Consider the following 26,648-nt stretch of genomic DNA (forward strand, 5'->3'; position numbering starts at 1 on the left):
AACTTTCCGAACCTGCATCCCTTCGCATCGATTCGGGGTACGGAAACCCGCCAACCATGCTACATCGGATTCAGCCGGCGCAATTCTTCGACATAGGCTTCCCAGTCGTCGATCGGCCGCCGCGCAACGCCCGATTCGACGGCGGCGCGGGCCACAGCCACGGCGACCACGGGCAACAGGCGTGGATCGAGCGGCTTGGGGATGAGATAGTCGCGGCCGAAAGACAGTTCATTGAGACCGTAGGCGCGCAGGACGCTTTCGGGCACCGGCTGGCGGGCCAGCTCGGCCAAGGCGTGTGCCGCGGCAAGTTTCATGGTCTCGCCGATCTGCGTGGCGCGCACGTCGAGTGCTCCGCGAAAGAGAAACGGAAATCCCAGCACGTTGTTTACCTGGTTGGGGTAGTCCGACCGCCCCGTGGCGAAGATGATGTCGGGTCGCGAGCGCATGGCCGTGTCGTAGGCGATTTCTGGGTCGGGGTTGGCCAGCGCCAGGACGATGGGATGATCGGCCATCGTGCGGATCATTTCGGCCGTCAGCACGTCGGCCTTGGAGAGTCCCAGAAAGAGGTCGGCGCCGTGCAGTGCTTCGCCCAGGTCGGCGAGGCGGCGCGACGTGGCGAATTCACGTTTGAGCGGATTCAGGTCGTCGCGGTAGCGGGTAACGGCGCCGCGGCTGTCGCATAATACGATCTGCTCGCGCGGGATGCCGAGCGACACGAACATGCGGGCGCAGGCGATGGCCGCCGCACCGGCTCCGTTGATGACGATGCGGAGCTTGCCGATGTTTTTTCCTGCTATTCTCGCCCCGTTGATAACGGCGGCCGAGACGATGATCGCCGTGCCGTGCTGGTCGTCGTGGATGACCGGAATATCCAGTTCTTCGCGCAGGCGCCGGTCGATTTCGAAGCATTCGGGCGCCTTGATATCCTCCAGATTGATGCCCCCGAAAGTGGGGGCGAGGGCCTTGGCCATGCGGATGAACGCCTCGGGGTTGTGTTCGTCGATTTCGATGTCGAACGCATCGATGCCCGCGAATCGCTTGAAAAGCATGCTTTTGCCCTCCATGACCGGTTTGGCGGCCAGCGGCCCGATGTTGCCCAGGCCCAGCACGGCCGAGCCGTTGGAGAGTACGGCCACCAGATTGCCTTTGTTCGTATAGCGGTAGACGTCGGCCGGGTCGGCCGCAATGGCGCGGGCCGGTGCTGCCACGCCGGGCGAGTAAGCCAGCGAAAGATCGTGTTGCGTGCGTCCGGGCTTGGTCGGTTCGATGCCGATCTTGCCGGGGCGGCCCTCGCTATGGTAGCGCAGGGCTTCCTGGTCGGAAATGGAGTTCATGCCATGTCGTTTTGTCGTAGCATGAAGCAAATACCGCGCCCGCAGATTATTTTTTCATGATGTCGATCGGCTTTTTGTCGATGCGGCTGGGAAAGAGGAACTCCGGCATGCCGAGCGCCATGCCGGCATGGATCGTCCCCTCGATGCCGAAGTGCCGGGCCAGCCGTTTCTTTTTGTCGGCTTTGCAAGCCGTCAGCACGAAACCGGTGTAGATTTGACTCACGCCGAGCGCTTCGGCCATCAGCGAACCGTTCTGGTAGGCCAACTGGCTGTCGATGGCACCGAAACGGCTGCCTGCCGGCGTATGGATGAAAATCAATGCCGTGGCGCCTCGCAGGATGCGGTCGCGGCCGTGCCGTTCGTATTCGTCGAGCAGGCGATGGATCGACAGCCGGTAACGTCCGGCCCCTTTTACGCATCGGCGGACGATCGCTCCCAGCACCGGCATTTCGAGCAGCCGCAGCATCCGACGGCAGAAGCCGAGCGTATATTCGACGACGAAGCGCAGATCGGCCGGGGCGGTCAGCACGGTATAGCCCACTTGTTGGAGGTTGCTGGCCGTCGGGGCGGCGTGTGCGGCCTCCAGAATGCGGTCGATGTAGTCTTGCGGCACGGGTTTGTGGCTCAAGGCACGGTTCGAACGGCGTGCTTGGATCAAGAGCATCAATTGTTCGGGCGTCGGCAATTGCGCACGGTCGACGGGGTGCACCTTTTCGGGCGGAAACTCGGAATGCTGTACGGCTGCGGCCGGACATGCGGCTGCGCAATGACCGCAGACGATGCAGTTCTCCGGAGCGTCGACCGTGACGGGGTGTTCTTCATGCAGCCCGAAGACCAACGACGGACATGCTTTGACGCAACGCCCGCAACGGATGCAGCGACCAGAATCGATCGAAATGTTCATGAGGTTCTAAAACAAGGAGTTGCCGAATCCGGGTGCAGTGTATCCCAAGTGTTTGTAGGCCAGTTCGGTGGCTTCGCGGCCGCGCGGGGTGCGGTTGAGGAATCCTTCCTTGATGAGGAACGGTTCGTAGACTTCCTCGATCGTGCCGGCTTCTTCGCCTACGGCTGTGGCCACAGTGTTCAATCCCACGGGGCCGCCGCCGAACTTTTCGATGATCGTCCCCAGAATCTTGTTGTCCATGCGATCGAGACCGCGCGAGTCGATGTTCAGGGCGGATAGGGCGAAGCGCGTGATTTCGAGATCGATATGCCCTTCGCCCTTGACCATGGCGAAGTCCCTCACGCGGCGCAGCAGGGCGTTGGCGATGCGGGGCGTGCCGCGCGAACGCAGGGCCACCTCGTGTGCCGCGTCGTCGTCGATCGAGACGTCGAGAATGCGGGCCGAGCGGCGGACGATGCCGGCCAGCACGGGGGCGTCGTAGTACTCCAGGTGGCACTGGATGCCGAACCGCGCCCGCAGAGGCGAAGTAAGCAGGCCGCTGCGTGTCGTGGCGCCGATGAGCGTGAAAGGAGCCAGCTCGATCTGGATCGACCGGGCGGCCGGGCCTTTGTCGAGCACGATGTCGATCTTGTAATCCTCCATCGCCGAATAGAGGTACTCCTCGACGATGGGGCTGAGCCGATGGATTTCGTCGATGAAAAGCACGTCGCCCGGGTTGAGGTTCGTGAGCAGGCCCGCCAGGTCGCCCGGCTTGTCCAGCACGGGGCCGGAGGTAAGCCGCAACTGCGCCCCCATTTCGTTGGCGATGATGTTGGCCAGCGTGGTTTTGCCCAGGCCCGGGGGGCCGTGGAGCAGGACATGATCCAGCGAATCGCCCCGCATGAGGGCGGCCTTGATGAAGATGCGCAGGTTCTCGACGATCTTCTCCTGCCCGGAAAAGTTTTCCAACTCCTGCGGGCGTATTTTGTTCTCGAATTCGAGATCGCTTTCGGTATTGCGTACGATAGACATGATGCAAAGATAGTGTAAGGTAAGAGCAATGCCAAATTTATTTGAGCAGTGCCGAACCGAAGCCCAAGATCGAGCAAAAGGAAGCGTCGGCTTGATTATGCCGGGCAGGGCGTTTCCAGGGACAAAAATAATGCAGCGGTAAGCCGTGCTCGAATCGGGTCGGCGAGACAAAAAACGACCTGCCTTTACAGCAGGTCGTTGTGTTCCCGGAAAGAAACCGCTATTCGAAATCTCGGTCGATCTTGAGGTATGCGTCCTGGCCGCTGTCGTCCTTGAAGCGGAGGTTGATGCCTTTCTTGCCTTCGAGCAAAGGTTTGATTGCGTGAATGTTGAACGAAATGTAGTTTTGGTAGTAGGCGTTCTCTGTGTCGTCGCCTTTGTCATGGCGCAGTTCCACATCGAGGTAGGCCGAATCGGTGCTCTGGGGTTCGACTTCGTTGACGATCAGGTGGAAGTTGTGTTTTTTGTTGTCTGCGAACGTGTAGATCACGCCCAAGGTCAGCCAGTCGCCGCCGAATTGAAGGTTATCCACCTGAAGGAGGGAGGCGTCGGGGAGTTCTTCCAACTCCTCCTGACTGCCGACAATGCGGACTTCGGAAGTATAGATGTCGACGATGCCGTACAAGATGGCGTTGTAGTCGTAGCGGTCGACCGGCTCGTCCAGCAGTCCGAATGCGATCAAGGCCCGCTGTCCTTCCGTAGCCTCGTAGCTGGCGACCTGGCTTTTGTCGCTCGGGTAGATGGTCTTGCGGGTGTCGGTTTCGAAGTAGTAGTCGCCGGCGACGGCACGCTGGTGCACGGTCACGAAACTGATTTGCTGCGAGGGGCGGTTGTCCGACTTCGTGCAGGAGACGAAACCGACGGCGCAAATGGCTGCGAGGAGAAATAAGACTGTTTTTCTCATATGGATGTTCTGTTTCTAATTATTGTTTGCCAAATATAACGTTAAAATACCGGATTGTGTGATGCGGATTGCAAAAAAAAGTTGATGGAAACGTATTTTCCTCATTTCTTCTGTTGCAGGGCCGCTTTTGCCTTGAATCTCCAGCCGCGTTGCGGCATGGCGTTTGTCCGCTCTTGTTCGGCTTGCGGTACATTATATATAGGGTGCGGGCGTTTTTACAAAGGGGGTTGCCGGTCGGCGGATTCTGTCTTGTGAAACCAAATGTACTATAAAAAGATTTAAAAATACTATTTTTTGTTGTTCAAAACGAATTTGTTATTACTTTTGCGATGATAAAAAGAGCCGTGTGGCCATTCGATAAAAAAAGCACAAGTGCCGCTTGTTGCGACACCTGTGCCTGAAGTAGTCCCGACGGGAATCGAACCCATATCGTAAGAACCGGAATCTTATATTCTATCCATTGAACTACGGGACCGGATGCGCAAAGATACGAATTTTTTTTAATTATGAAACAAAATGCGGGAAAAGCAAAATAATTGGGAAAGAATCGAAGCCGTAATCAAGTGGGCGAATATGTCGACCAACTATTTTGCCCGCCACATCGGTTTGGCCCGGGGCGAAAATCTTTACCAGATCAAACGCGGCAACAACGGTATTTCGCTCGACGTAGCCCAGCGTATCGTGGCGAAGTTCCCGCAGATCGACAAGTTGTGGCTGCTGACGGGCGATGGGCAGATGTTCGGCGACGAGCAGCTGCGGGGGGTGCAGATTCCGTTTTACAATGTAGACGTCGAGCAGGGGATCGCCAACATCCGGCACCTCGAATCGGAAAGCGATGTGGTAATGCCCCAGGTGGGCGACTGCGACCTGGCGATGGTCTATTCGGGGCGTGCCATGGGGCGGTCGATACCTGCCGGAACGGTGGTGTTTTTAAAAAATATCGAGCGGGATGAAATTATTCCTGGCGAAGAATACGTGATTATCAGCCGAAAAATTGTAACTTTGCGTATAGTACGCGCTGCCGATGGAGAACATCGGTTGCGTCTGGTCGCCGGCGACAGCAAGAATTATGACGATATAATTCTTAATGTCAGTGACATACGCAATGTGTACAAGGTAAAAGGCAAACTGATAATCAGCACGTAGGAAAATGTTTTCAGGCATCGTGGAGCGAACCGCGGAGGTCATTGCCATCCGTTCGGATCGACAGAACAAGGATTTTACGCTTCGGGCCGACTTCGCCCAGGAGCTGAAAGTCGACCAGAGCATAGCTCATAACGGCGTATGTTTGACAGTTGTGGACATCGCGGGCGACACGTACACCGTTACCGCCATGAAGGAGACGCTCGACCGCAGCAACCTGGGGCTGCTCCGGGTGGGCGATCTGGTAAATCTGGAGCGCTCGATGAAACCCGATGCCTTGCTCGACGGGCATATCGTCCAGGGGCATGTCGACCAGACGGCTTGCTGCACGGCCAAGGAAGATGCGGACGGCAGCTGGTACTTCACGTTCCGCTACGAACCCCAGGGCGGCGGGCTGTGCACCGTGGAGAAGGGGTCGGTGGCGGTCAACGGCGTGAGCCTTACCGTCTGCGACTCCACGGCCGATAGTTTCCGTGTGGCGATCATTCCCTACACGTTCGAGCATACGAACTTCTGTCGGATCGACGTCGGATCGGTCGTTAATCTGGAGTTCGACATTGTGGGCAAGTATATCGCCCGTCTCATGCAACAATATAATAAATAGGTATCCGTCGCCGGCTGCTTTGTTTGGCGGGCGCGAGGGAGCACGTATAATGTAGATTTATGGTCAATATCAAAACCAAAGAGGGCGCATCGTTGTGGATCGCGTTGCTCGCTGCGATCATCGTGGCGGCAGGAGCGAGCTGGTTCGGCGTGGTGTGGTGGCTGACGTTGAGCGTCGCGGCCGGAGTTTTCGTCGTCATGGCGCTTGTGGCGCTTTTCATCATCCGCAAGTATGTGGCCTACAAACTCAAGCCGATCTATTCCATCGTCCTTTCGCGCGACGTCCATACCAACGAGATTTTCTCCGAACTGCGAGACAAGCGGGTCGAAAATATCGGCGAGGAACTGACCGCCTGGGCCGACACCAACGACAAGGAGATCGCGCGGCTCAAGCAGGCCGAGCATTTCCGCAAGCAGTATCTCGGAAATGTGGCCCATGAGTTGAAAACGCCCATCTTCAACATCCAGGGCTACATCTCGACCCTGCTCGACGGCGGGCTGGAGGACGAGTTGATCAACCGCAAGTTCCTTGAGCGTGCCGAGAAGAGTATCGACCGGCTTATCAATATAGTCAACGATCTGGATACGATTTCCAAGTTGGAAAGCAACATGAACCAGCTCAACATGGAGCGTTTCGACGTCGTGGCATTAGCCAAGGAGATCGCCGAGCAAGCCGAAATGGAGGCCGACAAGAAGAAGATCAAGATTTCGGTCAAGGGTGCCGAGAATTTGCCGTCGCCTTTCTGGGCTGTGGCCGACAAGCACTTTATCGGGCAGGTGTTCGTCAATCTGATTATCAATTCGATCCGTTACGGCAAGGAGGAGGGAACGACGCGTATCCGCTTCCGGGACATGCTGGATAAGATTCTGGTCGAGATCGAGGACAACGGCCAAGGGATCGGCAAGGAAGATTTGCCGCGGGTTTTCGAGCGTTTCTATCGCACCGACAAGGGCCGTTCGCGCGAGCAGGGAGGTACGGGTCTGGGGCTGGCGATCGTCAAGCACATCGTCGAGGCCCACGGCGAGCGGATTACCGTGCGCAGCGAGTTGAGCGTGGGCAGCACGTTCTCGTTCACGCTCAAAAAGGCCGATTTGCAGCAGGTGCAATAGGCAGGACGAACGTTGAACGCTCGTCGGCAACCCCTAAACTTGGAATGAATGATGCGATTTTTTTATATAGTGTGGAATTTCGATCCGGTGTTTTTCAGCATCGGGTCGCTCGACATCCGATATTATGGCGTGATGTGGGTGCTGGCTATTTTGGCCGGCGCCAAACTTTTCGATTGTTTTTGCAAGCGCGAAGGACTGCCCGAAAAAGTTTCGGAGTCCATATTCATCTATGGTACGCTGGCGACTATCATCGGTGCGCGTTTGGGGCATTGCCTGTTCTACGACACGATGGAGTACCTGCGCGAGCCGTGGACGATCATCACGGGCTTCCGCGACGGAGGGCTGGCCAGTCATGGCGCTGCAATCGGTCTGCTGATCGGTCTGTGGCTCTTTTCGCGCAAGAACAAGCTGCCCTACATTTGGTCGCTCGACCGGATCATGATCGCTGTCGGCATCGGCGGTGCTTTCGTTCGTCTGGGCAACCTTTTCAACTCTGAAATCTTCGGCACGGCGACTTCGCTGCCCTGGGGCTTCGAGTTCGTGCGTTCGGCCAAGTGGCTCCGCGAGTTCGCCCCTGCGGCGGTACACCCGACGCAGATTTACGAGGCCTTGTGCTATCTGGCGACATTCGCCCTGCTGTGCTGGCTCTATTTCGGTCGCGATCTGGCGCGCCGGCGTCCCGGAATTTTGTTCGGCATCGGCCTGGAAGGGATTTTCCTGACGCGCTTTTTTATCGAATTCATCAAAACCGAACAGGAGGCTTTCGAGAAAGGATGGGTGCTCGACATGGGACAATGGTTGAGCATACCTTTTATTATATTGGGCATTTACATGATCTGGCGGGGCGTCTCCAAACCTGAAGTGCAGGTTCAGGCTCTTTCCGCCGCCGAAACCGTTAAAAAGAAGAAACGATGAACAAAAATCCGATGATCGATCAAGTCAACCGTTTGATAGCCAATCGGCTTGCAGCTGGGGGCGAGTATTATTTGCCCGGCGTGGGGTCGTTGTACGTGGAGAAGCGAAGCGCCCGCCAAGTATCCAGACAAGAGGTCGAACCCCCGTATTGCGCTGTATGCTTCTCGTCGCAGGAGCGGGGCGTGTCTCTGGTCGACGAAATCGCGCGTGCGGCTCATTGCGAGTCGGAGACGGCGCAGTCCATTTATGACCGCTGGCTGGAGAATGTCACGGTCGAGGACGGTTTGGTTATCGAGGGCGTGGGCGAACTGCACTCAAAATTTTTCACTCCCGATCCTTCTTTCGAGCATGTGCTCAATCCGCAGGGACATGCTCCGGTGCAGGTCAAGCGCCGCAAATACGATTGGGCGCTTTGGATCGGGGCGATCGCCATTTTGGTGGCGCTCGGAGTGGGTTATTTCGTTTATACGGAGCGTGATACGGATTGGGAGTCGTCTATGGGCATGTCGGGTTCGGAGGTTGCCGAGCAGCCGGATGCGACGCTTCCTGCCGATTCGCTTGCGGCTCAGACGCCCGTGGTTGTCGAGCCGGCCGTGCCGGTTCCTGCTATCCTGCAATATGCTGTCGAACCGTCCGGAAGCGCCGAGGCACCGGCTTCGCTCGTTTCGGGCCGCCATTATGTTGTGGCCGGAGTTTACAGCGTTCCTGCAAATGCGGCTCGTGCCGCCGCGGCGATCGATCGAATGGATCCGGCGTTCCGTTGCGGTATCTACCGGTTCGGCAGCAAGTTGATGGTGGCGCCTTTCGTCTCCGATGATTTGGCGGCCTGCAACCGTTTCAAGGCCGAATACCGCGACCGCTTCTTCCAGGGCCTCTGGAACTACACGGGCCGTTGATGCGTTTGGCCGATGCGATAACCGCGGCGATCGACCGGTTTTATGTCCGGCCGGTCGCCGTGTTGTTGCCGCTGGAGACGTTCCGCTATGCCGCATGCGGCGGCATGACCTACGTGTTGTTCGATCCGACGTGCTATTTCTTGATTTATAACTACATCGTAGGCCATCGTTTTTTCGATCTGGGGTTCTTCGTGCTGTCGCCCCACATTGCGGCGCTGGCACTGGTTTTTCCGTTGACTTTCTTCGTCGGCTTCTGGCTCAACCGCAACGTGGCGTTTCGCCGGTCGCCCTTGCGTACGAGGACTCAGCTATGGCGGTATGCCCTTTCGATCGGCGGCTCGCTCTTGCTGACTTATGCGGTGCTGAAGTTCTTCGTTGAGGTATGCTGCGTATGGCCTACGCCAGCCAAGGTGTTGACGACCTGCGTGACTACCGTTTATAGCTATCTGGCTGCCAAGTATTTTACGTTCCGGATGGAGAACGGGCCGCGCGACGGAGAAAACGGCTTGCGACAAAGGAAATGGCTGTGAAATAAACCGAGAAAACAAACCGGGGAAAAGGGTGCAGTAAGCCACCGCGGGGGAAAGGCGCAGAGGAAATAAACCGACAAAATAGACTCGGTCTGAACGATTCGAGATATGCGACTTCGTGAATATCCGGCATTCAGTGCCGGATATTTTATTGTTTTTTATTTTCGTCGCGTAGTTTCTGCAATTCGTACATGCGGTCGCGGAATTTTGCCGCGGCAAGGAAGTCCAGCGACTTGGCCGCCCGCTCCATATCCGCGCGTGCCCGGTCGATCAAGGCGTCGAGATTTTCGCCGGCTTTGGCCGTGTAGGTCTGCTGGACGTCTGCGGCCGTCATGTAGTGGTTTTCCGCGATCGGATATACGGTCATGTCGGTTTCGGCTGCTGCGGCTTTTCCTGCCAGCAGGGCGCTTTGGCCCGTGCCGCTGCGTTGCGCCTGCCGCGGCAGCATCCCGTGTTCCATGTTGTAGCGCACCTGGATTTCGCGGCGGCGGTTGCTCTGCTCGATGGTGTAGCGCATCGATTCGGTGCAGGTGTCGGCATAGAGGATCACGTTGCCCTGCGAATGGCGCGCTGCACGGCCCGCGATCTGCGTGAGCGAGCGCACGTTGCGCAGGAAGCCCTCCTTGTCGGCGTCCAGAATCGCCACCAGGGCCACTTCCGGGAGGTCGAGACCCTCGCGCAGCAGGTTGACGCCCACCAGCACGTCGAACATTCCGGCACGCAGGTCTTCCAGAATCCGAATGCGCTCCAACGTGTCGACGTCGGAGTGGATGTAGCGGTTGCGGACGCCCACGCGGTCGAAATATTTCGACAACTCTTCGGCCATGCGTTTGGTAATGGTCGTGACGAGCACCTTGTCGTCGTTTTTCACGCGTTTGTCGATCTCCTCGATCAGGTCGTCGATCTGGTTGAGCGTCACGCGCACTTCGAGCGGCGGGTCGACCAGGCCTGTGGGGCGGATCAATTGCTCGACGATCACTCCTTCGCTCTTCATCAACTCCCAGTCGGCCGGCGTGGCGCTCACGTAGATCGTCGTACCCTGCAACTGCTCGAATTCGCCGAATGTCAGCGGGCGGTTGTCCTTGGCGGCGGGGAGACGGAAGCCGTACTCCACGAGATTCTCCTTGCGCGCACGGTCGCCGCCGAACATGGCGTGCACCTGCGGAATCGTCACGTGGCTTTCGTCGACGACCATCAGGTAGTCCTGCGGGAAATAATCGAGCAGGCAGAAAGGGCGCGTGCCCTCGGCCCGGCCGTCGAAATAGCGCGAGTAGTTTTCTATGCCGGAGCAGTAGCCCAGCTCCTTGATCATCTCCACGTCGTATTCCACGCGCTGCTTGATGCGCTGCGCCTCCATCGTACGGCCCGCGCGCTCGAAAAATTCGATCTGCTTGCCCAGGTCGAGGTAGATTTGCTGCACGGCCGAATGGATGCGCTCCTTGGTGGTAACGAAAAGGCTCGTAGGGTAAAGCGTCAGCGAATCGAGCGCGTGGAGCCGCTGTCCCGAGACGGGGTCGATGGCGTAGATGGCCTCGACCTCGTTGTCGAAAAACATGACGCGGAAACACTGGTTGCCGAACTCGCCGAATGCGGCCATGATGTCCACCGTGTCGCCGTTGACCCGGAACGTTGCCGGCCCGAGGTCGCGTTCGGTACGCGTATAGAGTGCCTCGACGAGCTTGTAGAGGAAATGTTTGTAGCTGACGACCTGTCCGACCTCGATATGGATCGCCGTGGCGTGGAAATCGGCCGGATTGCCGGCGCCGTAGAGACACGAGACGCTCGACACGACGATCACGTCGCGCCGGCCCGACAACAGCGTGGCGACGGTCTGCAAACGCATCTTCTCGATCTCGTCGTTGATCGAGAGGTCTTTTTCTATATAGGTGTCCGACGCCGGAAGGTAGGCTTCGGGCTGGTAGTAGTCGTAATAGGAGACGAAATATTCGACGGCGTTTTCGGGAAAGAAATTCTTGAACTCGCCGTAGAGTTGTGCTGCCAGCGTTTTGTTATGGCTCAACACGAGCGTCGGACGGTTCAGCCCTGCGATGACGTTGGCCACCGTGAAGGTCTTGCCCGAGCCGGTGATGCCCAGCAGCGTATTGTGCTGCGAGCCGTGGCGAATGGCGCCCAGCAGTTGGGCGATGGCTTCGGGCTGGTCGCCCGTGGGGGCATAGTCCGATACGAGTTTGAAGTCCATGACGCAAATTTAATTCATAATTCACAATTCACAATTCATGGTTGTGTTTTTTTCGGAGTCGAAGATCGGCGGATGATTCGCATGTTGCCGAGTCCCGCAGGTTCCTGTCCGGAAACGGTGGAGGGTTGCGGAAGTGCGCAAAAACTGCTCCGCGGCCCTTCTCGGGCTTCGAAATTAATTGTGGATTGTGGATTGTGAATTGTGAATTCTTCGTACCTTTGTGTCCATGATCGATCGGGAGACAGTAGACCGCATCTATGCCGCCGCCAATATCGTGGATATTATCGGCGATTATGTCACGCTCAAGCGCAAGGGCGTGAACTACCAGGCGTGCTGTCCGTTTCACAACGAAAAAACCCCGTCGTTCGTCGTCTCGCCCTCGAAAGGGGTTTATAAATGCTTCGGCTGCGGCAAGGGCGGCAATGCCGTGACTTTCCTGATGGAGCATGAGAACATCGCCTATCCTGAAGCCCTCAAGATGGTGGCCAAGCGCTATGGTATCGAGGTCAAAGAGAAGGAACTGACACCCGAGGAGGCGCGCCGCAACGACGACCGCGAGTCGATGTTCGCGCTTAACGGTTGGGCGGCCGACTATTTTGCCCGCTACCTGCTGCACGAGAGCGAAGGTATGAGCGTCGGCATGACCTATTTCCGCCAGACGCGCGGCATGACCGATGCCACGATCCAAAAATTCGGCCTGGGTTTCTGTCCAGCCAAAGGCGACAAGATGTCCAAGGATGCTCTGGCAGCGGGATATAAGGAGGAGTTTCTGCTCTCGACGGGGCTTTCGCTCAAGCGCGAGAGCGACGGGTCGCTCTACGACCGTTTCCGCGACCGCGTGATCTTCCCTGTGCATAACATTTCGGGCCGCATCGTGGCGTTCGGCGGACGTACGCTCCGTACCGACAAGTCGGTCGCCAAGTATCAGAATTCGCCCGAAAGCGAAATATACAGCAAGAAACGCGAACTTTATGGCCTCTATTTCGCCAAGAAAGCGATCCAGCAGCAGGATTTCGCCATCATGGTGGAAGGCTATACCGATGTGATCTCGATGCACCAGGCCGGGGTCGAGAACGTCGTGTCGTCGTCCGGTACTTCGTTGACGACCGAGCAGATCCGGCTGCTCAATCGTTTTACGAAGAACATTACCGTGATCTACGACGGCGACTCGGCGGGTATCCATGCGTCGTTGCGCGGTATCGACATGATCCTCAAGGAGGGCATGAACGTGCGCGTTGTGCTGTTGCCCGAACCCGAAGACCCCGACTCGTTCGCCCGGAGCCATACGGCGGCTGAGTTGCAGGAGTATATCCGCACCAACGAGCAGGATTTCCTGGCTTTCAAGGCCAAGCTGCTGTTGCAGGATGCCGAGGGCGACCCGATCAAGAAGGCGGCCCTCATCGGCGACATGGTGCAGTCGATCGCGCAGATTCCCGATCCCATCCAACGGTCGGTCTACATCAAGGAGTGCGCCCGCATCATGGACATCGACGAGCAGATTCTTATCTCGGAGGTGGCCCGCAAGCGGCTGTCGACGACGGGAGACCGCGAGACCGACGAATTCGTGCGGCGCCAGACGACCCTGCGGCGCGAGGTTCCGCGCGAACCCGAGGTGGAGTATGTGAAGCAGGTCGAGGCGGGCAGCAGTACCGATGCACTGGAACGCGAGCTGTGCAAATATCTGCTCAAGTACGGACATTGCAAGTTCGACTTCAAGGAGGGGCGCAACATGGTGTCTTGCAACGTTGCCGAGGTAATTTTCGACGAGCTGGCCGATGGCGATCTGACATTTCGCAACGTCCGGTACGACAAGATTCGGGCGGCCTATCTGGAGCAGTGGCAGCAACTCGGAGTAGGGGCCGAAGTGCCGGCGCATGTGTTTTTGACTCATATCGATCCCGAGGTCTGCGATGTTTCGGTCGACCTGCTCTTTTCAGACGACAACTATGTCGCCAGCGAGTTGTGGAAACGGAAAGAGGTGCACGTCGAAAGCGAGGCTGAAATGCTGGCTGTGGGCGTGCCTAAGGCTGTGGCGCTCTACAAGACCAAGGTTATTGAGGGAATGATCAAGGAGTTGCAGACCCGGCTGGACGACGCGGAGCTTTCCGAGGAGGTGCAGAGCGACGTGATGCAGCGCCTTTCGGCGCTCAACCGGGCCAAGGTAACGATGGCCAAGAAGTTGCAGCGGCTGATATTGTGAAGCGGCCGGCGCTGGAAATGTCGTTCGCAGACCGCGGAAGATCGGTTGAAAAAAGGGGCGGGATTCGGGTCGTATACGCATCACTGCGCATACCGTGTGCAAACAGAAAATAAACAGAAAGATGTGTAAAACATATCAAAGATAAAAGAATTGGTTATCTTGAACCGATTCCCACCCCTGCGACTGAAAATTGCAAATGATGTGCCGTTTTTGAATACGATGGCAGACTTTTATACTTTTTTTAATACTTTCGATCCGTCGTTTCCTGGTCTGCCGGTTCGTGCGGAGTGCGGCCGGCCGAATTGCGTCGAGGCGGTTCGGGCTGGGCACACCCGATCGGGGCGGATCATTGTTTTAGCATAATATGAACGAACAGAAAAAAATAAATATTCGAAACAAGCGCGCCACGTTCGATTACGAGATTCTCGAAGAGTGGGTCGCCGGCATCGTCCTGGTCGGCACGGAGATCAAGTCGATCCGTGCGGGCAAGGCGTCGATGACCGATTCGTTTTGTTATTTCGACAAGGGCGAGGTGTGGATCCGCGGGGTCAACATCGCCGAATATGCTTGGGGCACCTGCAACAACCATGCGCCGCGCCGCGACCGCAAATTGTTGTTGACGGCCCGTGAAATCGGCAAGATGCAGCGTGCCGCCCAGGACAAGGGGCTTACGATCGTGGGGCTGCGGCTGTTCCTGAACGAGCGCGGGCTGGCGAAAGTCGTCGTCGGCCTGGCTCGCGGCCGCAAGTCCTATGACAAGCGCGAGTACCTTAAGGAGAACGACGCCCGTCGCGAAATGGACAAGGCGATGAAAAATTTCAAACGATGATCCGAACGATCGCAAACAGGCAGTAGATTATGTCACTTATTCTTTGCATGGAAACCGGCACCGACATCTGTTCGGTGGGGATTGCGCGCGACGGCGTGCTGTTGTCGCTGCGCGAGAGCGACCAGGGGCGCGACCATGCCCGCAAGGCGGCGCTGTTCGTCGACGAACTATTGCGCGAAACCGGCATCGCACCCGACGATCTGGATGCTGTGGCCGTGGGCAAGGGGCCGGGTTCCTATACGGGGTTGCGGATCGGCGTGTCGCTGGCCAAAGGGTTGTGCTACGGTCTCGGCAAACCGTTGATCGCCGTGGGGTCGCTCGATGCTTTGGTCGAGGTGGCGCGCGAAGATCACGAAGCCGGCATTCTGTCGGTCGACGATTGGGATCGCGCTTTGTTGTGTCCGATGGTGGACGCCCGGCGCATGGAGGTCTATGCCCAGGTTTTCGACAGCGCAGGTGTGCCGCAGAACGAGGTGGCGGCCGAGGTAGTCGACGGCGAGAGTTTCGCCGCGTTCCGCCGCTCGGGGCGGCCGTTCGTCATCTTCGGCAACGGCGCCCGCAAGTGCGCCGACCTGCTGCCCGACGCCCGGCTGGTCGAAGTGGCACCGTCCGCCCGGGGGCTGGCCCGACTGGCCCAGCAGGCACTCGATGCGGGTCGCACGGAGGATGTTGCCTACTTCGAACCTTTCTATCTGAAGGATTTCGTCGTTACGACTTCGAAGAAAAAACTGTTTTGACTCGGCCGGAACTGATCGCGGCGCTCTCGGGGCGGTTCCGTGCGAATTTTGCCGATGCGCTCGGGCGTATTGCCGAGACTGCCGGTGCCTGGGCCGTCGACCCGGCTTCCAAGGTGGCCGTACGCATCGGGGCCGTCGAAGTGCTGCGGGGTTGCTGCGAACAGGTTCCGTGGGTCATCGAAACATGGGACGATCTTATGGCGATGTTGGCCCGCGATGCCACTCCCGGTATCGCCTGTCGGCTCCGGCGAAGTTGGGGCGCTGCTGTCCGGAAGTAACCGGACATTAATATTCCGTTGCCGACAAAGGGCTGTCGACACGGCTATGATGTTGAAATCCGCTTATAAATAGTTGATTGCGTGCTGTTGCGGTGTTAGGGTGCTATATTGTCCGAGTGTCTTTTGGGTGGCGCCCTATGGATTCGGTGTGCCCGGTGTGCCCGGCGAATCCTCTTCGCTGCCGGACAATTCCAGCGTGCGGGCAGCGTGCTGGCGCTTGGTTTGCAGCCGGGCGGTTTTGCGCAGGCGTTCGCCCACACGGATGATGTTGTCGTTGCCCGTGCAGAGACGTTTGTGGGCGTCGTCGTAGGCGTCGCGCGCCTTGTCCAGGGCCGCCCCGACCCCTTCGAGCGAGGAGGTAAAAGCCACCAGCTGTTCGTAGAGTTTCAGTCCGCAGGCTGCTATTTCTTTGGTATTTTTGTCCTGGTCGTTGTATTTCCAGAGGTCGGCTACCAATTTGAGCAGTGCGAAAAGGTTCGTAGGCGACGAGACGATGACTTTTTTTTCGTAGGCGTCGGCCCAGATCGATGTATCGTTCTGTAATGCAGCAAGAAATGCTGGTTCGTTGGGCACGAACATGATGACGAAATCCGGCGAGTCGAGCAGTCGTTGGTATTCCTTGCGCCCCAGCTCCGCGACGTGTTGACGCACCGAAGCCACATGCGCGGCCATGTGGTGGCGGCGCTCCTCTTCGGTGTCGGCGGCTGTGTAGTTGACGAAAGCCGTGAGCGAGACTTTCGAGTCGATGACGATGTTTTTCTTTTCGGGCAGATGCAGCACCACGTCGGGCCGCAAGTTGCGCCCCTCGGCATCCTTGATGTTGTATTGGGTTTCGTAGTGGATGCCTTTGAGCAGCGACGAGTTGTCGAGAATGGTTTCCAGCAGCATTTCGCCCCAGTCTCCCTGCACCTTGGAATTGCCTTTGAGCGCATCGGTCAGGTTCTGCGCGTCGGCCGAGATGGTGCGGTTCAGCTCGATGAGCCGTTGCAGCTCGTTTTTCAGTTCGCCGCGTTGCGAGGTATGGGTTGTGTGGATCTCTTCCACGCGTTTGCGGAAGTCGGCGATGTTGTCTTTGAACGGTTTGAGCAGCAGGTCGATCGACTCCTGGCTCGTCTGACGGAAGCGCTGCGACTGTTCGCCCAGGATTTCGGTCGCCAAGTTGCGGAATTGCAGTCGCAGGGCTTCCTCCTCCTTTTCGCGGCGCAGCTTTTCGGCATCGCGTTCCTCGGCCGTACGGCGGCGCAGGGCTTCAAGCTCGGTTTCGGTGCGGGCACGCAGAGCTGCCAGCTCTTTTTCGGCATCGGCGCGTGCCGCAACCTGGATGCGGGTTTCTTCTTCGGCTTTTTCGCGGGCTGTTTCAGCCGTGTTCTTTTCCGTCGCCAGGCGTGCGGTCTCGCGGCGCTGTGTTTTGCAGATGGCCGCCAAGGCCGCTGCGAGGGCGCCGAACAAGATGGTCGTTATGAGAGTAAGAGTCTCCATATTCATAAAAATGCGATTGTTTTTTGTGCGAACCGTAGATTGCGTCGATTTTTGAAAGTGTCGGTTTTGCCTGCTACTCGGCTCCGACAAAAATAGCAAATTTAATTTGCTTTTGCGCGCGTTCGCCGGTCGGGCGTTGCCGAAATTCTTTTAACAAGTGAAAAGATACTTTTCGACATTGATCTTATTTTTCTTATTTTTGTAAAAAAATCCGCCCTATGCCCCGTATCGTAGCTCCTTCGATGCTTTCGGCCGACTTCGGACACCTCGACCGCGACACCCGCATGGTCGGCCGCAGCGCCGCCCAGTGGATTCACATCGATGTGATGGACGGTGTCTTCGTGCCTAACATCTCGTTCGGATTTCCCGTGCTGAAGGCTATCCGCAAGGCTTCGGCCAAGTGTCTCGACGTGCATCTGATGATCGTGGAGCCGGAGCGTTACGCGGAGCGGTTCGCGGAGGCCGGGGCCGACATCGTCACGTTTCATTATGAGGCTGCCGACGATGTGCGGGGCTGTATCGACCGCATTCGCCGGGCCGGCGCGCGCGCGGGTATCTCCGTCAAGCCTGCTACGCCGGTCGAAGTGTTGCGCGACATCCTGCCGCTGGTCGACATGGTGCTCGTCATGAGCGTCGAACCCGGTTTCGGCGGTCAGGCGTTCATTCCTGAATCGTTGCAGAAAATTGCCGACCTGCGGGCTATGGCCCGAGAACAGGGTCTCGAAATGCTCATCGAGGTCGACGGCGGCATTTCGGCCCGTAATGCCGGCGCAATCTATGCCGCCGGGGCCGATGTGCTGGTGGCCGGGAGCAGCATTTTCGGTGCCGATGATCCCGAAGCCGAAATCATGCGGATGCTCGATGCGTAGGGCGGCCATTTATTTCTGCTCGCCGCATCGGGATTGGGGATAAATCGCTACCTTTGCGGTATGATTTCTTTAGACAACTTGACGGTCAGCTACGGCGGCTGGACGCTTTTCGACAATATTTCATTCCTTATCAATCCCAAGGATCGCATCGGTCTGGTGGGCAAGAACGGTGCGGGCAAAACTACGCTTCTGCGCATCATTACCGGCGAGCAGCAACCCACGTCGGGTGCTGTGACGGTCAACGGAGAGTGTACGATCGGCTATTTGCCGCAGACCATGCGCGTGGCCGACACCACCACGCTGGTCGACGAGACGGCCAAGGCGTTCGAGGAGGTGCTGCGTCTGGAGGCCGAAATCGAGCGGCTCACGCGCGAAATCGCCGAACGCACCGATTACGAGAGTGCCGACTACGAACAGTTGCTCCATCGGCTCAACGACGCACAGGATCACTATCATATCCTCGGCGGGGAGACGCGCGACGCCGACATCGAAAAGACGCTTTTGGGCCTCGGTTTCAAGCGCGAGGACTTCGGACGCGCCACGAGCGAATTCTCGGGCGGCTGGCGCATGCGCATCGAGCTGGCCAAGCTGCTGTTGCGGCGGCCGTCGATCTTCCTGCTGGACGAACCGACCAACCACCTCGACATCGAGTCGATCCAATGGCTCGAAGAATACCTGCGCAACTACAACGGCGCCGTGCTGCTGATTTCGCACGACCGGGCCTTTCTGGACAATGTGACCAACCGTACGGTCGAACTCTCGCTGGGCAAAGTGACTGATTACAAGGTCTCCTATTCCAAATATGTCGTGCTGCGGGCCGAGCGCCGGGCACAGCAGATGGCAGCCTACGAGAACCAGCAGCGCATGATCGAGAAGACCGAGGAGTTCATCGAGAAGTTCCGCTACAAACCCACCAAGTCGAACCAGGTGCAGTCGCGCATCAAGCAGTTGGAGCGGCTCGACCGGCTCGAAATCGAGGAGGAAGACTTGGCAGCGCTCAACATCAAGTTCCCGCCCGCGCCGCGTTCGGGGCAGATCGTGGCCGAGATCAACGAGGCGGGCATGTCGTTCGGCCCGAAGCACGTTTTCAGCGGCGCCAACTTCACGATCGGCAAGGGCGACCGCATCGCCCTGGTGGGCCGCAACGGCGAGGGTAAGACCACGTTGGCGCGCATGCTCATCGGGCAGCTGACGCCGACCGAGGGATCGATACGTTTGGGGGCCAATGTGAACATCGGCTACTATGCCCAGAACCAGGACGACCTGATGGACGGCGAATTCACGGTCTACGACACCCTCGACCGCGTGGCTGTGGGCGATATCCGCACGCGTCTGCGCGACATTCTGGGGGCGTTCCTTTTCCGTGGCGAAGATATCGACAAGAAGGTCAAGGTGCTGTCGGGCGGCGAACGGGCGCGTCTGGCCATGGCACGCATGATGCTTGAACCGCGTAACCTGCTGGTGCTCGACGAGCCGACGAACCACATGGACATGCGCTCGAAAGATATTCTCAAAAGCGCCATCATGAAGTATGACGGCACGGTAGTCGTCGTGTCGCACGACCGCGAATTCCTTGATGGCATGGTCGACAAAGTGTATGAATTCCGCGACGGAGCCGTCAAGGAATACTTGGGCGGCATCTACTATTTCCTCGAAAAACGCAAGGTCGAATCGTTGCAGGAGATCGAGCGGCGCGATGTACCGCAAAAAAACAAAGGCGTTTCCGAGAAACCCGCGGCGACCTCCGGCAAACTCTCCTACGAACAGAAGAAAGAACAAGAGAAGCAGGTGCGCAAACTTCGCAAGGCCGTGGAGAGCATTGAAGCCGAACTGGCCGACATCGAGCGCCGCATCGCCGACTACGATGCGAAGTTCGCCGCAGCGACCGAATACAACGAGGCCGACTACAAGGCCTACAACGAACTTAAGACTCGTTACGACCACCAGATGCACGAGTGGGAGAAAGCGTCGTACGAGCTGGAAATAACGGAAGAACAGTAGGGGAGCCTGGGTGCTTTGCGAACGCAGCCGGTGGGGAGAACTTGTCTGAAAACCCGGTTCCGAAAAGAGTCGGCAGACCCACAGGGCGGAACCTTGCGTCGGGAAGTCGCGGCTCGCACAGCTGTTCGGGCCGAATGGATTGCAAGAAAAAATAATTGATAATATGAACGATAACCTTATTTTCGGTATCCGGCCTGTGGCCGAAGCGATCGAGGCGGGCCGGCAGATCGAGCGGCTCTACATCCGCAAGGGGGCCGAGGGCCAGTTGATGCAGGAACTGAAAGACCTCTGCGCGCGCCACCGCCTGCGCTGGCAGGAGGTGCCGGTCGAGAAACTCAACCGGCTCACGCGCGGCAATCACCAGGGCGTGGTGGCGCAGACGGCGGCGATCGAATATGTTGAGCTGTCGGATATTCTGGAGCGGGTGCCCGACGACGAAACGCCCCTCGTCGTGCTTTTCGATGGTGTGACCGACGTGCGCAACTTCGGAGCCATCGCCCGGTCGGCCGAGTGTGCCGGGGCGCATGGTCTGATCGCGCCGCTGAAGAACTCGGCGCCTGTCAACGCCGAAGCTATCCGCTCGTCGGCCGGAGCGCTGACGACGATTCCGGTGTGCCGCGTGGGTTCGGTGCGCAACACGCTCAAGACGTTGCAGAGCGAGGGATTCCAGGTCGTCGCAGCGACCGAGAAGAGCCGCAAACTCCTCTACGATGCCGATTTCCGCAAGCCTACGGTGCTCGTCATGGGAGCCGAGGACACGGGAATCTCCAAAGAGGTGCTCAAGATGTGCGACGAACAGCTGGCCATTCCGCTCATCGGCCACATCGAGTCGCTCAACGTCTCGGCGGCCGCCGCCGTGATGCTTTTCGAGGTCGTACGGCAGCGAATTAATTGAAAATGGCGAGTTCCTGGCTGGAGATTTTTTAAACGATTGATTCTATGAAATTCGATCTGAAACACTGTTTCCGCATCTTCCGCGAAGGGATGATGCAGATCGTACGGAATTATCCGGTGGAGTTGCTTCTGGCGCTCTGCGCTTGTGTCTTGTGGCTCGCGGCCTACGAGGCCGGCTGGTCGCAGGGGTATGCCCGGGTGGCGGTGGTGCCGATTTTCTTCGTGCTGGCGCTGGCTGTCAACCGGCTGGCCGGCCGGGGACCGTGGCGCAGGGTCTATTGGGTGTCGTGGATGCCCTTGATTCCGCTTTCGGTGTGGAGCGGCGTACACGATTGGGTCGGCGGGACGCAATACCTCGTCACGCTGTGCGTGCTCGCCCCGCTGGCGTTGCTGCTTTGCCGCCGTGCAGCCCGCAACGAGCGTTTCGTGGCCGACACCATGATCTGGGTGCGTTCGCTCCTGCTGGCCGAGCTTTTCGCCAACGTCGCGCTGGGACTTTTCGCCGCTATACTCTTTTCGACGACCTACATTTTCGGACTCCGCGGCAGCTGGATCGAGCATGTGTGGATGTACGGGCTGATCTTCTGCGAGTCGCTCGTGGCGCCGTCGCTCTTTCTGTTGATGGCCGAACGGTGGCGCGATGCCGAGATCGAGGGCAACCGCATCCTCGAAATACTGCTGGACTACATCGTGACTCCGGCGCTGCTCATCTATACGGCCATCCTCTACCTCTATACGGCCAAAATCCTCGTTACGTGGTCGCTGCCCGAGGGCGGCGTGGCCTATCTGGTCTTCGGATTTACCATCATGGCTCTGTGCGTCAAGGCCTTGCAGCTCGTTCTGGAGAAGCGGCGGTACGGCTGGTTTTTCGACCGTTTCAGCCTGGTCGCGCTGCCTCCGCTGGTTCTCTTCTGGATCGGCGTCGCCCGGCGGGTCGGCGAATACGGATTTACCGAGCCGCGCGCGTGGCTCGTGGCCTGCGGTCTGTTGATGACCTTTTGCGTGTTGCTTTTCCTTTCGCGGCGTTCGGGCCGTTATCGTTGGGTGTGTGCTGCGGGATTCTTGCTTTTTGCGCTGCTGGCCTATGTGCCGGCTCTCCAGCCCGAGCGGGTGGCCGTGCGTTCGCAGCTGCGGCGTGCTATGCAGGTCGCCGGGAAGTTGCAGCTTCTCGACGATGACGGCCGGTTGCGTCTCGACCGCTTCGGTGCCGACACGACGTTCAAGGCCGATTACCGTCGCTTCTACGAGTCGGTGCAATACATTGCGTGGCGCGATACGGCGGCTTTCCGCCGTCTTGGGGCGGATATGGACGCCATCCGTGCCGCCGTGCCGCAGCCGATACGCGATTATGTGGTCTACGGCTGGGAGGATGCGGTCGCAACCGAGGCTGTGACCGTAACCGACGACATCTATCTGATGCAGACCTCGCGCCGCGTACCGTGCGAGGGTTATTCGACGCTCTATCCCGACTGGGATATGTTTTGGCAGGACGATGCCGCAGGCGATTATTCCTATTGTTTTCGAAACGATACGCTTATCCTCCGCTTCGACGGTCGGCGCCCCGACCGGAGCATCGCAGTCTCCGATCTGCTGGCTGCACAGCTGCGGCGGGCGGGAATCGTTGGCATTCCGAGCGGAAAAAAGCTGCTCGATTCGGCGGACGACCTGCTGTTTTACAACGACGATGAACTATTGGTCGTTTTTCAGAAGATGTCGTTCGAGCGGAGCGATTCGACATTGCGAATTTCCGAGCTGGCGGTCGATGTCGTGATGACCCGATGATTTCCGTTTTCGACCATCCGCGGCTGGGCGAGGTAACTCTGTCGCAATCGCTGCGCGCGCGGCGCATCGCCATTCGGGTAAGTCGGGCGGGCGGGGTGCGGGTGTCGTTTCCGCGTGGGGTGTCCCAACGCAAAGCCTTGGCTTTTCTGGAGTCGAAAATAGTTTGGGTCGAGTGTGCCCGCGAACGACTTGCGGCCCGGCAGGCTGCTCTCTTACCGGCACTTCCGCCCGAGCAGGAGAAGGCCCGGATCGAAGAACTGCGGCGTGCGGCGAAGGCTGATTTACCGGGCCGCATCGAGCGGCTGGCCCGGCAGACGGGACTGCGGTATGCGAAGATGACCGTTCGGGCGGCCCGCACGAAGTGGGGGAGCTGTTCGGGAAAGGGCAATATCTCGTTGAGTCTCTTTTTGATGACGCTGCCCGAGCATCTGCGCGACTTCGTGATTATCCATGAACTGTGTCATACCGTGCATCACGATCATTCGCTCCGATTCCATGCGCTGGTCGACCGGCTTGTCGGCGGGCGCGAAAAGCTCCTCGTGCGCGAACTGCGCTCGTATTCGATCCGCTGACTTTGCAATTACGGGCAATTTAAAGCAATACGGCGTTCCGAACGATTTCGGAACGCCGTATTGTGAAAATCCGTTTCCAGACTACAACTTCTTGTCGAGCAGCTTGCCGCTTTCCGAAAAAGTGAGCATCTGGTTGCTGTTCTGACCCTGGATGTCGGTCTCGTAGTAGGTCGAACCGCGACGCACGAGTTTGCGAGCCTCCTTGATCTTGAACCCGGGATACTGCTTGCCGATGTATGCCTCGACAGCATTGGGCAGCTGGGCCACTGCGATCTCGTTGGTCGAATTGATCAACGAACCTTCGGGCGAGATGTCCAGGTTGTAATCGGCGCCGTCGATCTTGAACTCGGCGGTGTAGTAGTTGCCTTTCTCCTGGTAGTTCCACTCGACGGGCGATACCCGCGGGTAGACCTTCTCTACGTAGCTTTTCACGACGGCCGGAACCGACGACTCCTTGATGTTGCCTGCGAATGCGCCTGCCGAAACCAACAGCGTGAGCGCCAAAGTAGCGAACGTTTTTTTCATAGCTTTTGACAATAAATTGATGAATGATTCCATGCGAGGTTTCTCAATCTATTATCTGTTGCAGGATCAGTTCGTCGCGGAAGCCCTCCGGGGTAAGGGTCCAATCGTGTTTTACGCCTGCGAAAGTAAAGCCTGCGTGACGGAACAACTGAAGACTCGCTTCGTTGCCCACGCTCACATCGCACCATAACTGATGCAATCCCAGCACTTCCCGGGCATACTCCCTGAGCGTGGCGAGTGCATCCGAGGCGTAACCCCGGCCTCGTTGCGAAGAGTCGTAGATCAGAATGCCTACGCCTGCACGACGATTGTGGGGGTCGAATTCGAAGAGGTCGAGCGTGCCGACGGCCTCGCCCTCGGGATTCTCGATCATCAGACGCAACTGCCGCGTCCGGTAGATGTCGAACTGCTGTTCCTCGACGAACCGCATGAGCGCATGCCGCGAAAATGGTGCCAAAGTGCCGCTCACGCGCCACACTTCAGGGTCGTTTTCCCATCGGTACAACGTTTCCACGTCGTCCGGCTCCACGGCCCGCAGCCGCACGCTCTCCCCCTGGAGAATCATAGCAGGCCGATGACCTTGTTGCGGATGAGCATGGCAACGCCCCAGACGTTGGCGTTTTCGTTCATCTTCGAAAGACGGAACTTGGTGTCCTTGTACACCAGGTTGAGCGAATATTTGTTGGTCGCCGACTTGAGCGGCAACATGATGAAATCGCCCGCTGCGGCCATGTTGCCGCCGACGATTACCGTCTCGGGATTGAACGTGTTGATCAGAAAAGCCACCGCCTTGCCGACCTTCTCGCCCGCCTCCTCGATCAACTCGATCGAGAGGTTGTCGTCGTTCTTCGCCGCTGCGATGATGTCGTCGATGTGGATGCTTTTCTGCTGGTCGTATTTTTCCTTCAGAATGGTATTGACGCCGCTTTCGATCAAGTGGCACATCTTTTCTTCGATGGCTATGCCCGAGACTTCGGTCTCCAAGCATCCTTTCTTGCCGCACGAGCAGATGATTTCGTTGTCGAAGAACGGAATGTGTCCGAATTCGCCGGCGAAACCGCTCTTGCCGCGGTAAAGCTGCCCGTCGACCACGATGCCGATCGCCACGCCGCGGCCCATGTGGAGGTAAAGCACGTTGCTGTCGTCTTTCGATTTGCCGCATGTGTATTCGGCGTAGCAGCGGGCGCGGGTGTCGTTTTCCAGAAGCACGCGGATGCCTACACGCTCCTCCAACATGTCGCGCAGCGACTGCTCGCTGGAGGTAAAGTATTTGTAGCTGCGGCCCGTATCGGGGTTGACGCGTCCGGTCATGCAGACACCTAGACCCAGAATCTTGCCCCGCTCGATGCCGCAATTGGCGATGAACTCCTCGATGCTTGTGCAGATGCGTTCCATGCACTGGGGGCGATCCTGCAACTCGAATGAAAAGTCGCTCTCTTCCTTGATGATGTTGTTTTGCAGATCGGTAATCATGAACCGCATGTTGTCGCGGCCTACGTTGACTCCTGCGAAGTAAATTGCTGAATTCGCCAGGCCGAAAATATTGGGACGGCGACCGCCCGGCGTTTCCACTTTGCCCAGATCGGAGACGATGTTTTCGTCTACCAGTTCCTGGACCAGTTTGGTAATGGTCGGAACGCTGATGTGCAGTTCCTTGGTCAGTTCCGAGAGCGTGCACTCTCCGTTCACAGCCATGTGCGCGATGATATTGCGCTTGATGAGGCTGTTCTTATGGGAGATACCTTTGAGGGTTTCGTCCTCGTGCTTGTTGAAGAATTCAGTAAGCGATGTCATCCTAAGTCCTTTTTTACGAACTGTGCAAATATAGGCATTATTTGAATTGTGCAAGAGGTTTTCAAAAAAATCCGGAAAAAATTATGCCACAAAAAGACACTTAAAAAAGAAAAGCGCTGGTTTACAGCGCTTTTCTTGTTCGGAACGGATGCCGATTTTTTTAGAGAGTCGATTTCGATTCGACGTTGGCCTCGGCATCGACCTTGCGGATGAGGCCTTGGAGCACCGTGCCGGGGCCGAGTTCCGTGAATTCGGTCACGCCGTCGGCAAGCATCTGCTTGACGATGTAAGTCCAGCGTACGGGAGCCGTCAACTGGGCGATCAGGTTGGCCTTGATGGCGGCGGGATCGGTGTAGGGTTTAGCGTCCACGTTCTGGTAGATGGGGCATGTCGGAGTCTGGAACGGCGCTTCGGCGATCGCTTTTTCCAATTCCTGCTTGGCCGGTTCCATGAGCGGCGAGTGGAACGCCCCGCCGACGGGCAGACGCAGGGCGCGGCGTGCGCCGGCGGCCTTGGCTTTCTCGCAAGCGGCCTCTACGGCCTCCACGGCACCCGAGATGACCAGCTGGCCCGGGCAGTTGTAGTTGGCAGCGACGACCACGCCGTCGATCGAGTCGCAGATTTCCTCAACGGCCTTGTCTTCCAGACCCAATACGGCAGCCATCGTGCCGGGCTGCGCTTCGCAGGCGGCCTGCATGGCCTGGGCGCGCTTCGACACCAGACGCAGACCGTCCTCGAACGAGAGTGCTCCGGCAACTACCAGCGCCGAGAACTCGCCCAGCGAGTGGCCGGCGACGGCATCGGGCTTCACGCCCAGCGCTTTGGCCATGATGACCGAGTGGAGGAAGACGGCGGGCTGCGTTACCTTGGTTTGCTTCAGCTCCTCGTCCGTGCCGGCGAACATGATGTCCGTGATGCGGAATCCCAGGATTTCGTTGGCTTTCTCGAAAAGCTCCTTAGCTGCAGGTACGTTGTCGTAGAGGTCTTTGCCCATGCCTACGGCTTGCGCACCTTGACCCGGAAATACATATGCGTGTTTCATGGTTTTCAACATTTTTTTGTTTGCGGGGGCAAAGATACGAAGAAAATCGGATAAAACGGGCGAACGGGGCGTAATAATGTAAGTTGTTGAAATGCA

General features: G+C 57.9%; 25 protein-coding genes and 1 tRNA gene. 15 read left to right on the plus strand and 11 right to left on the minus strand.

Annotation, left to right across the window (positions count from 1 at the left end):
• Positions 1-59: 59 nt before the first annotated feature.
• The 5 genes from QZ298_RS04030 to QZ298_RS04050 all read right to left on the minus strand — a co-directional run bounded on the left by QZ298_RS04030 (position 60) and on the right by QZ298_RS04050 (position 4,628).
• Positions 60-1,334: a malic enzyme-like NAD(P)-binding protein gene (locus QZ298_RS04030; RefSeq protein ID WP_296005556.1), complete on the minus strand. Its 1,275-nt coding sequence runs from the start codon at positions 1,332-1,334 to the stop codon at positions 60-62.
• Between the two features lie 46 nt (positions 1,335-1,380).
• On the minus strand, positions 1,381-2,238 hold the full coding sequence (locus QZ298_RS04035) for a nitroreductase family protein (RefSeq protein ID WP_296005558.1): 858 nt from the start codon (positions 2,236-2,238) through the stop codon (positions 1,381-1,383).
• 6 nt (positions 2,239-2,244) lie between these two features.
• Complete coding sequence (ruvB, locus tag QZ298_RS04040; RefSeq protein WP_296005559.1) at positions 2,245-3,249, minus strand: Holliday junction branch migration DNA helicase RuvB; 1,005 nt, start codon at positions 3,247-3,249, stop codon at positions 2,245-2,247.
• 220 nt (positions 3,250-3,469) lie between these two features.
• Positions 3,470-4,153: a NigD-like C-terminal domain-containing protein gene (locus QZ298_RS04045; protein ID WP_296005561.1), complete on the minus strand. Its 684-nt coding sequence runs from the start codon at positions 4,151-4,153 to the stop codon at positions 3,470-3,472.
• A 403-nt stretch (positions 4,154-4,556) separates the two neighbouring features.
• Positions 4,557-4,628, minus strand: a tRNA-Arg gene (locus QZ298_RS04050).
• Between the two features lie 41 nt (positions 4,629-4,669).
• Between QZ298_RS04050 and QZ298_RS04055 the strand changes: the two genes are divergently transcribed.
• From QZ298_RS04055 to QZ298_RS04080, 6 genes are read left to right on the plus strand one after another with little or no spacing between them, the layout of a single operon-like run.
• On the plus strand, positions 4,670-5,299 hold the full coding sequence (locus QZ298_RS04055) for a hypothetical protein (RefSeq protein WP_363323887.1): 630 nt from the start codon (positions 4,670-4,672) through the stop codon (positions 5,297-5,299).
• Positions 5,300-5,303: 4 nt separating this feature from the next.
• A complete protein-coding gene (locus QZ298_RS04060) occupies positions 5,304-5,900 on the plus strand; it encodes a riboflavin synthase (protein ID WP_296005567.1) in 597 nt (198 codons plus the stop codon).
• Between the two features lie 59 nt (positions 5,901-5,959).
• Entirely contained in the window at positions 5,960-7,009 is a 1,050-nt protein-coding gene (locus QZ298_RS04065) for an ATP-binding protein (RefSeq protein WP_296005571.1), read from the plus strand.
• Between the two features lie 48 nt (positions 7,010-7,057).
• Entirely contained in the window at positions 7,058-7,924 is an 867-nt protein-coding gene (gene lgt / locus QZ298_RS04070; RefSeq protein WP_296005573.1) for a prolipoprotein diacylglyceryl transferase, read from the plus strand.
• Positions 7,921-8,820 carry a hypothetical protein gene (locus QZ298_RS04075; protein WP_296005574.1) on the plus strand — a complete coding sequence of 300 codons (900 nt, stop codon included), beginning with the start codon at positions 7,921-7,923 and terminating at the stop codon, positions 8,818-8,820. The genes lgt and QZ298_RS04075 overlap by 4 nt, the downstream gene beginning before the upstream one ends.
• Positions 8,820-9,350, plus strand: a complete 531-nt coding sequence (locus QZ298_RS04080) for a GtrA family protein (protein WP_296005771.1) — start codon at positions 8,820-8,822, stop codon at positions 9,348-9,350. The genes QZ298_RS04075 and QZ298_RS04080 overlap by 1 nt, the downstream gene beginning before the upstream one ends.
• A 148-nt stretch (positions 9,351-9,498) precedes the next feature.
• Here QZ298_RS04080 and uvrB read toward each other — a convergent pair whose 3' ends face one another.
• Positions 9,499-11,550 carry an excinuclease ABC subunit UvrB gene (uvrB, locus tag QZ298_RS04085; protein ID WP_296005577.1) on the minus strand — a complete coding sequence of 684 codons (2,052 nt, stop codon included), beginning with the start codon at positions 11,548-11,550 and terminating at the stop codon, positions 9,499-9,501.
• 226 nt (positions 11,551-11,776) lie between these two features.
• On the opposite strand from uvrB, the gene dnaG reads away from it, so the two are divergent.
• The 4 genes from dnaG to QZ298_RS04105 all read left to right on the plus strand — a co-directional run bounded on the left by dnaG (position 11,777) and on the right by QZ298_RS04105 (position 15,594).
• Positions 11,777-13,750, plus strand: coding sequence for a DNA primase (dnaG, locus tag QZ298_RS04090; protein ID WP_296005774.1), 1,974 nt, complete (start codon positions 11,777-11,779; stop codon positions 13,748-13,750).
• Between the two features lie 364 nt (positions 13,751-14,114).
• Positions 14,115-14,579, plus strand: coding sequence for an SsrA-binding protein SmpB (smpB, locus tag QZ298_RS04095; protein ID WP_296005578.1), 465 nt, complete (start codon positions 14,115-14,117; stop codon positions 14,577-14,579).
• A gap of 29 nt (positions 14,580-14,608) precedes the next feature.
• Positions 14,609-15,316, plus strand: coding sequence for a tRNA (adenosine(37)-N6)-threonylcarbamoyltransferase complex dimerization subunit type 1 TsaB (gene tsaB / locus QZ298_RS04100; protein ID WP_296005582.1), 708 nt, complete (start codon positions 14,609-14,611; stop codon positions 15,314-15,316).
• Complete coding sequence (locus tag QZ298_RS04105; protein ID WP_296005586.1) at positions 15,313-15,594, plus strand: hypothetical protein; 282 nt, start codon at positions 15,313-15,315, stop codon at positions 15,592-15,594. Before tsaB ends, QZ298_RS04105 begins: the two co-directional genes overlap by 4 nt.
• 135 nt (positions 15,595-15,729) lie before the next feature.
• Here the strand turns inward: QZ298_RS04105 and rmuC are convergent, their stop codons facing one another.
• The gene (gene rmuC / locus QZ298_RS04110; RefSeq protein WP_296005588.1) at positions 15,730-17,079 is read right to left on the minus strand and encodes a DNA recombination protein RmuC; all 1,350 of its coding nucleotides are present in this window, start codon (positions 17,077-17,079) and stop codon (positions 15,730-15,732) included.
• A 212-nt stretch (positions 17,080-17,291) separates the two neighbouring features.
• Here rmuC and rpe point away from each other — a divergent pair, with 212 nt between their 5' ends.
• From rpe to QZ298_RS04135, 5 genes are all read left to right on the plus strand, one after another.
• Positions 17,292-17,942, plus strand: coding sequence for a ribulose-phosphate 3-epimerase (rpe, locus tag QZ298_RS04115; RefSeq protein WP_296005592.1), 651 nt, complete (start codon positions 17,292-17,294; stop codon positions 17,940-17,942).
• Between the two features lie 60 nt (positions 17,943-18,002).
• The gene (locus QZ298_RS04120; RefSeq protein ID WP_296005594.1) at positions 18,003-19,943 is read left to right on the plus strand and encodes an ABC-F family ATP-binding cassette domain-containing protein; all 1,941 of its coding nucleotides are present in this window, start codon (positions 18,003-18,005) and stop codon (positions 19,941-19,943) included.
• Positions 19,944-20,106: 163 nt separating this feature from the next.
• Positions 20,107-20,838 (plus strand): 23S rRNA (guanosine(2251)-2'-O)-methyltransferase RlmB, encoded by a 732-nt coding sequence (rlmB, locus tag QZ298_RS04125; protein ID WP_296005596.1) that lies wholly within the window; start codon positions 20,107-20,109, stop codon positions 20,836-20,838.
• A 44-nt stretch (positions 20,839-20,882) separates the two neighbouring features.
• Positions 20,883-22,619, plus strand: coding sequence for a DUF4153 domain-containing protein (locus QZ298_RS04130; RefSeq protein WP_296005598.1), 1,737 nt, complete (start codon positions 20,883-20,885; stop codon positions 22,617-22,619).
• Complete coding sequence (locus QZ298_RS04135; protein ID WP_296005600.1) at positions 22,616-23,191, plus strand: YgjP-like metallopeptidase domain-containing protein; 576 nt, start codon at positions 22,616-22,618, stop codon at positions 23,189-23,191. Before QZ298_RS04130 ends, QZ298_RS04135 begins: the two co-directional genes overlap by 4 nt.
• An 81-nt stretch (positions 23,192-23,272) precedes the next feature.
• Here the strand turns inward: QZ298_RS04135 and QZ298_RS04140 are convergent, their stop codons facing one another.
• The 4 genes from QZ298_RS04140 to fabD form a co-directional block, all read right to left on the minus strand.
• Positions 23,273-23,716 carry a PepSY-like domain-containing protein gene (locus tag QZ298_RS04140; protein ID WP_296005602.1) on the minus strand — a complete coding sequence of 148 codons (444 nt, stop codon included), beginning with the start codon at positions 23,714-23,716 and terminating at the stop codon, positions 23,273-23,275.
• Between the two features lie 43 nt (positions 23,717-23,759).
• Positions 23,760-24,281 (minus strand): GNAT family N-acetyltransferase, encoded by a 522-nt coding sequence (locus QZ298_RS04145; RefSeq protein ID WP_296005604.1) that lies wholly within the window; start codon positions 24,279-24,281, stop codon positions 23,760-23,762.
• Entirely contained in the window at positions 24,278-25,510 is a 1,233-nt protein-coding gene (locus QZ298_RS04150) for an ROK family transcriptional regulator (protein ID WP_296005607.1), read from the minus strand. Before QZ298_RS04150 ends, QZ298_RS04145 begins: the two co-directional genes overlap by 4 nt.
• 160 nt (positions 25,511-25,670) lie before the next feature.
• Positions 25,671-26,552: an ACP S-malonyltransferase gene (gene fabD, locus QZ298_RS04155; protein WP_296005611.1), complete on the minus strand. Its 882-nt coding sequence runs from the start codon at positions 26,550-26,552 to the stop codon at positions 25,671-25,673.
• Positions 26,553-26,648 lie beyond the last annotated feature (96 nt).

Source organism: uncultured Alistipes sp., from assembly GCF_910580175.1.
Taxonomy (GTDB): domain Bacteria; phylum Bacteroidota; class Bacteroidia; order Bacteroidales; family Rikenellaceae; genus Alistipes.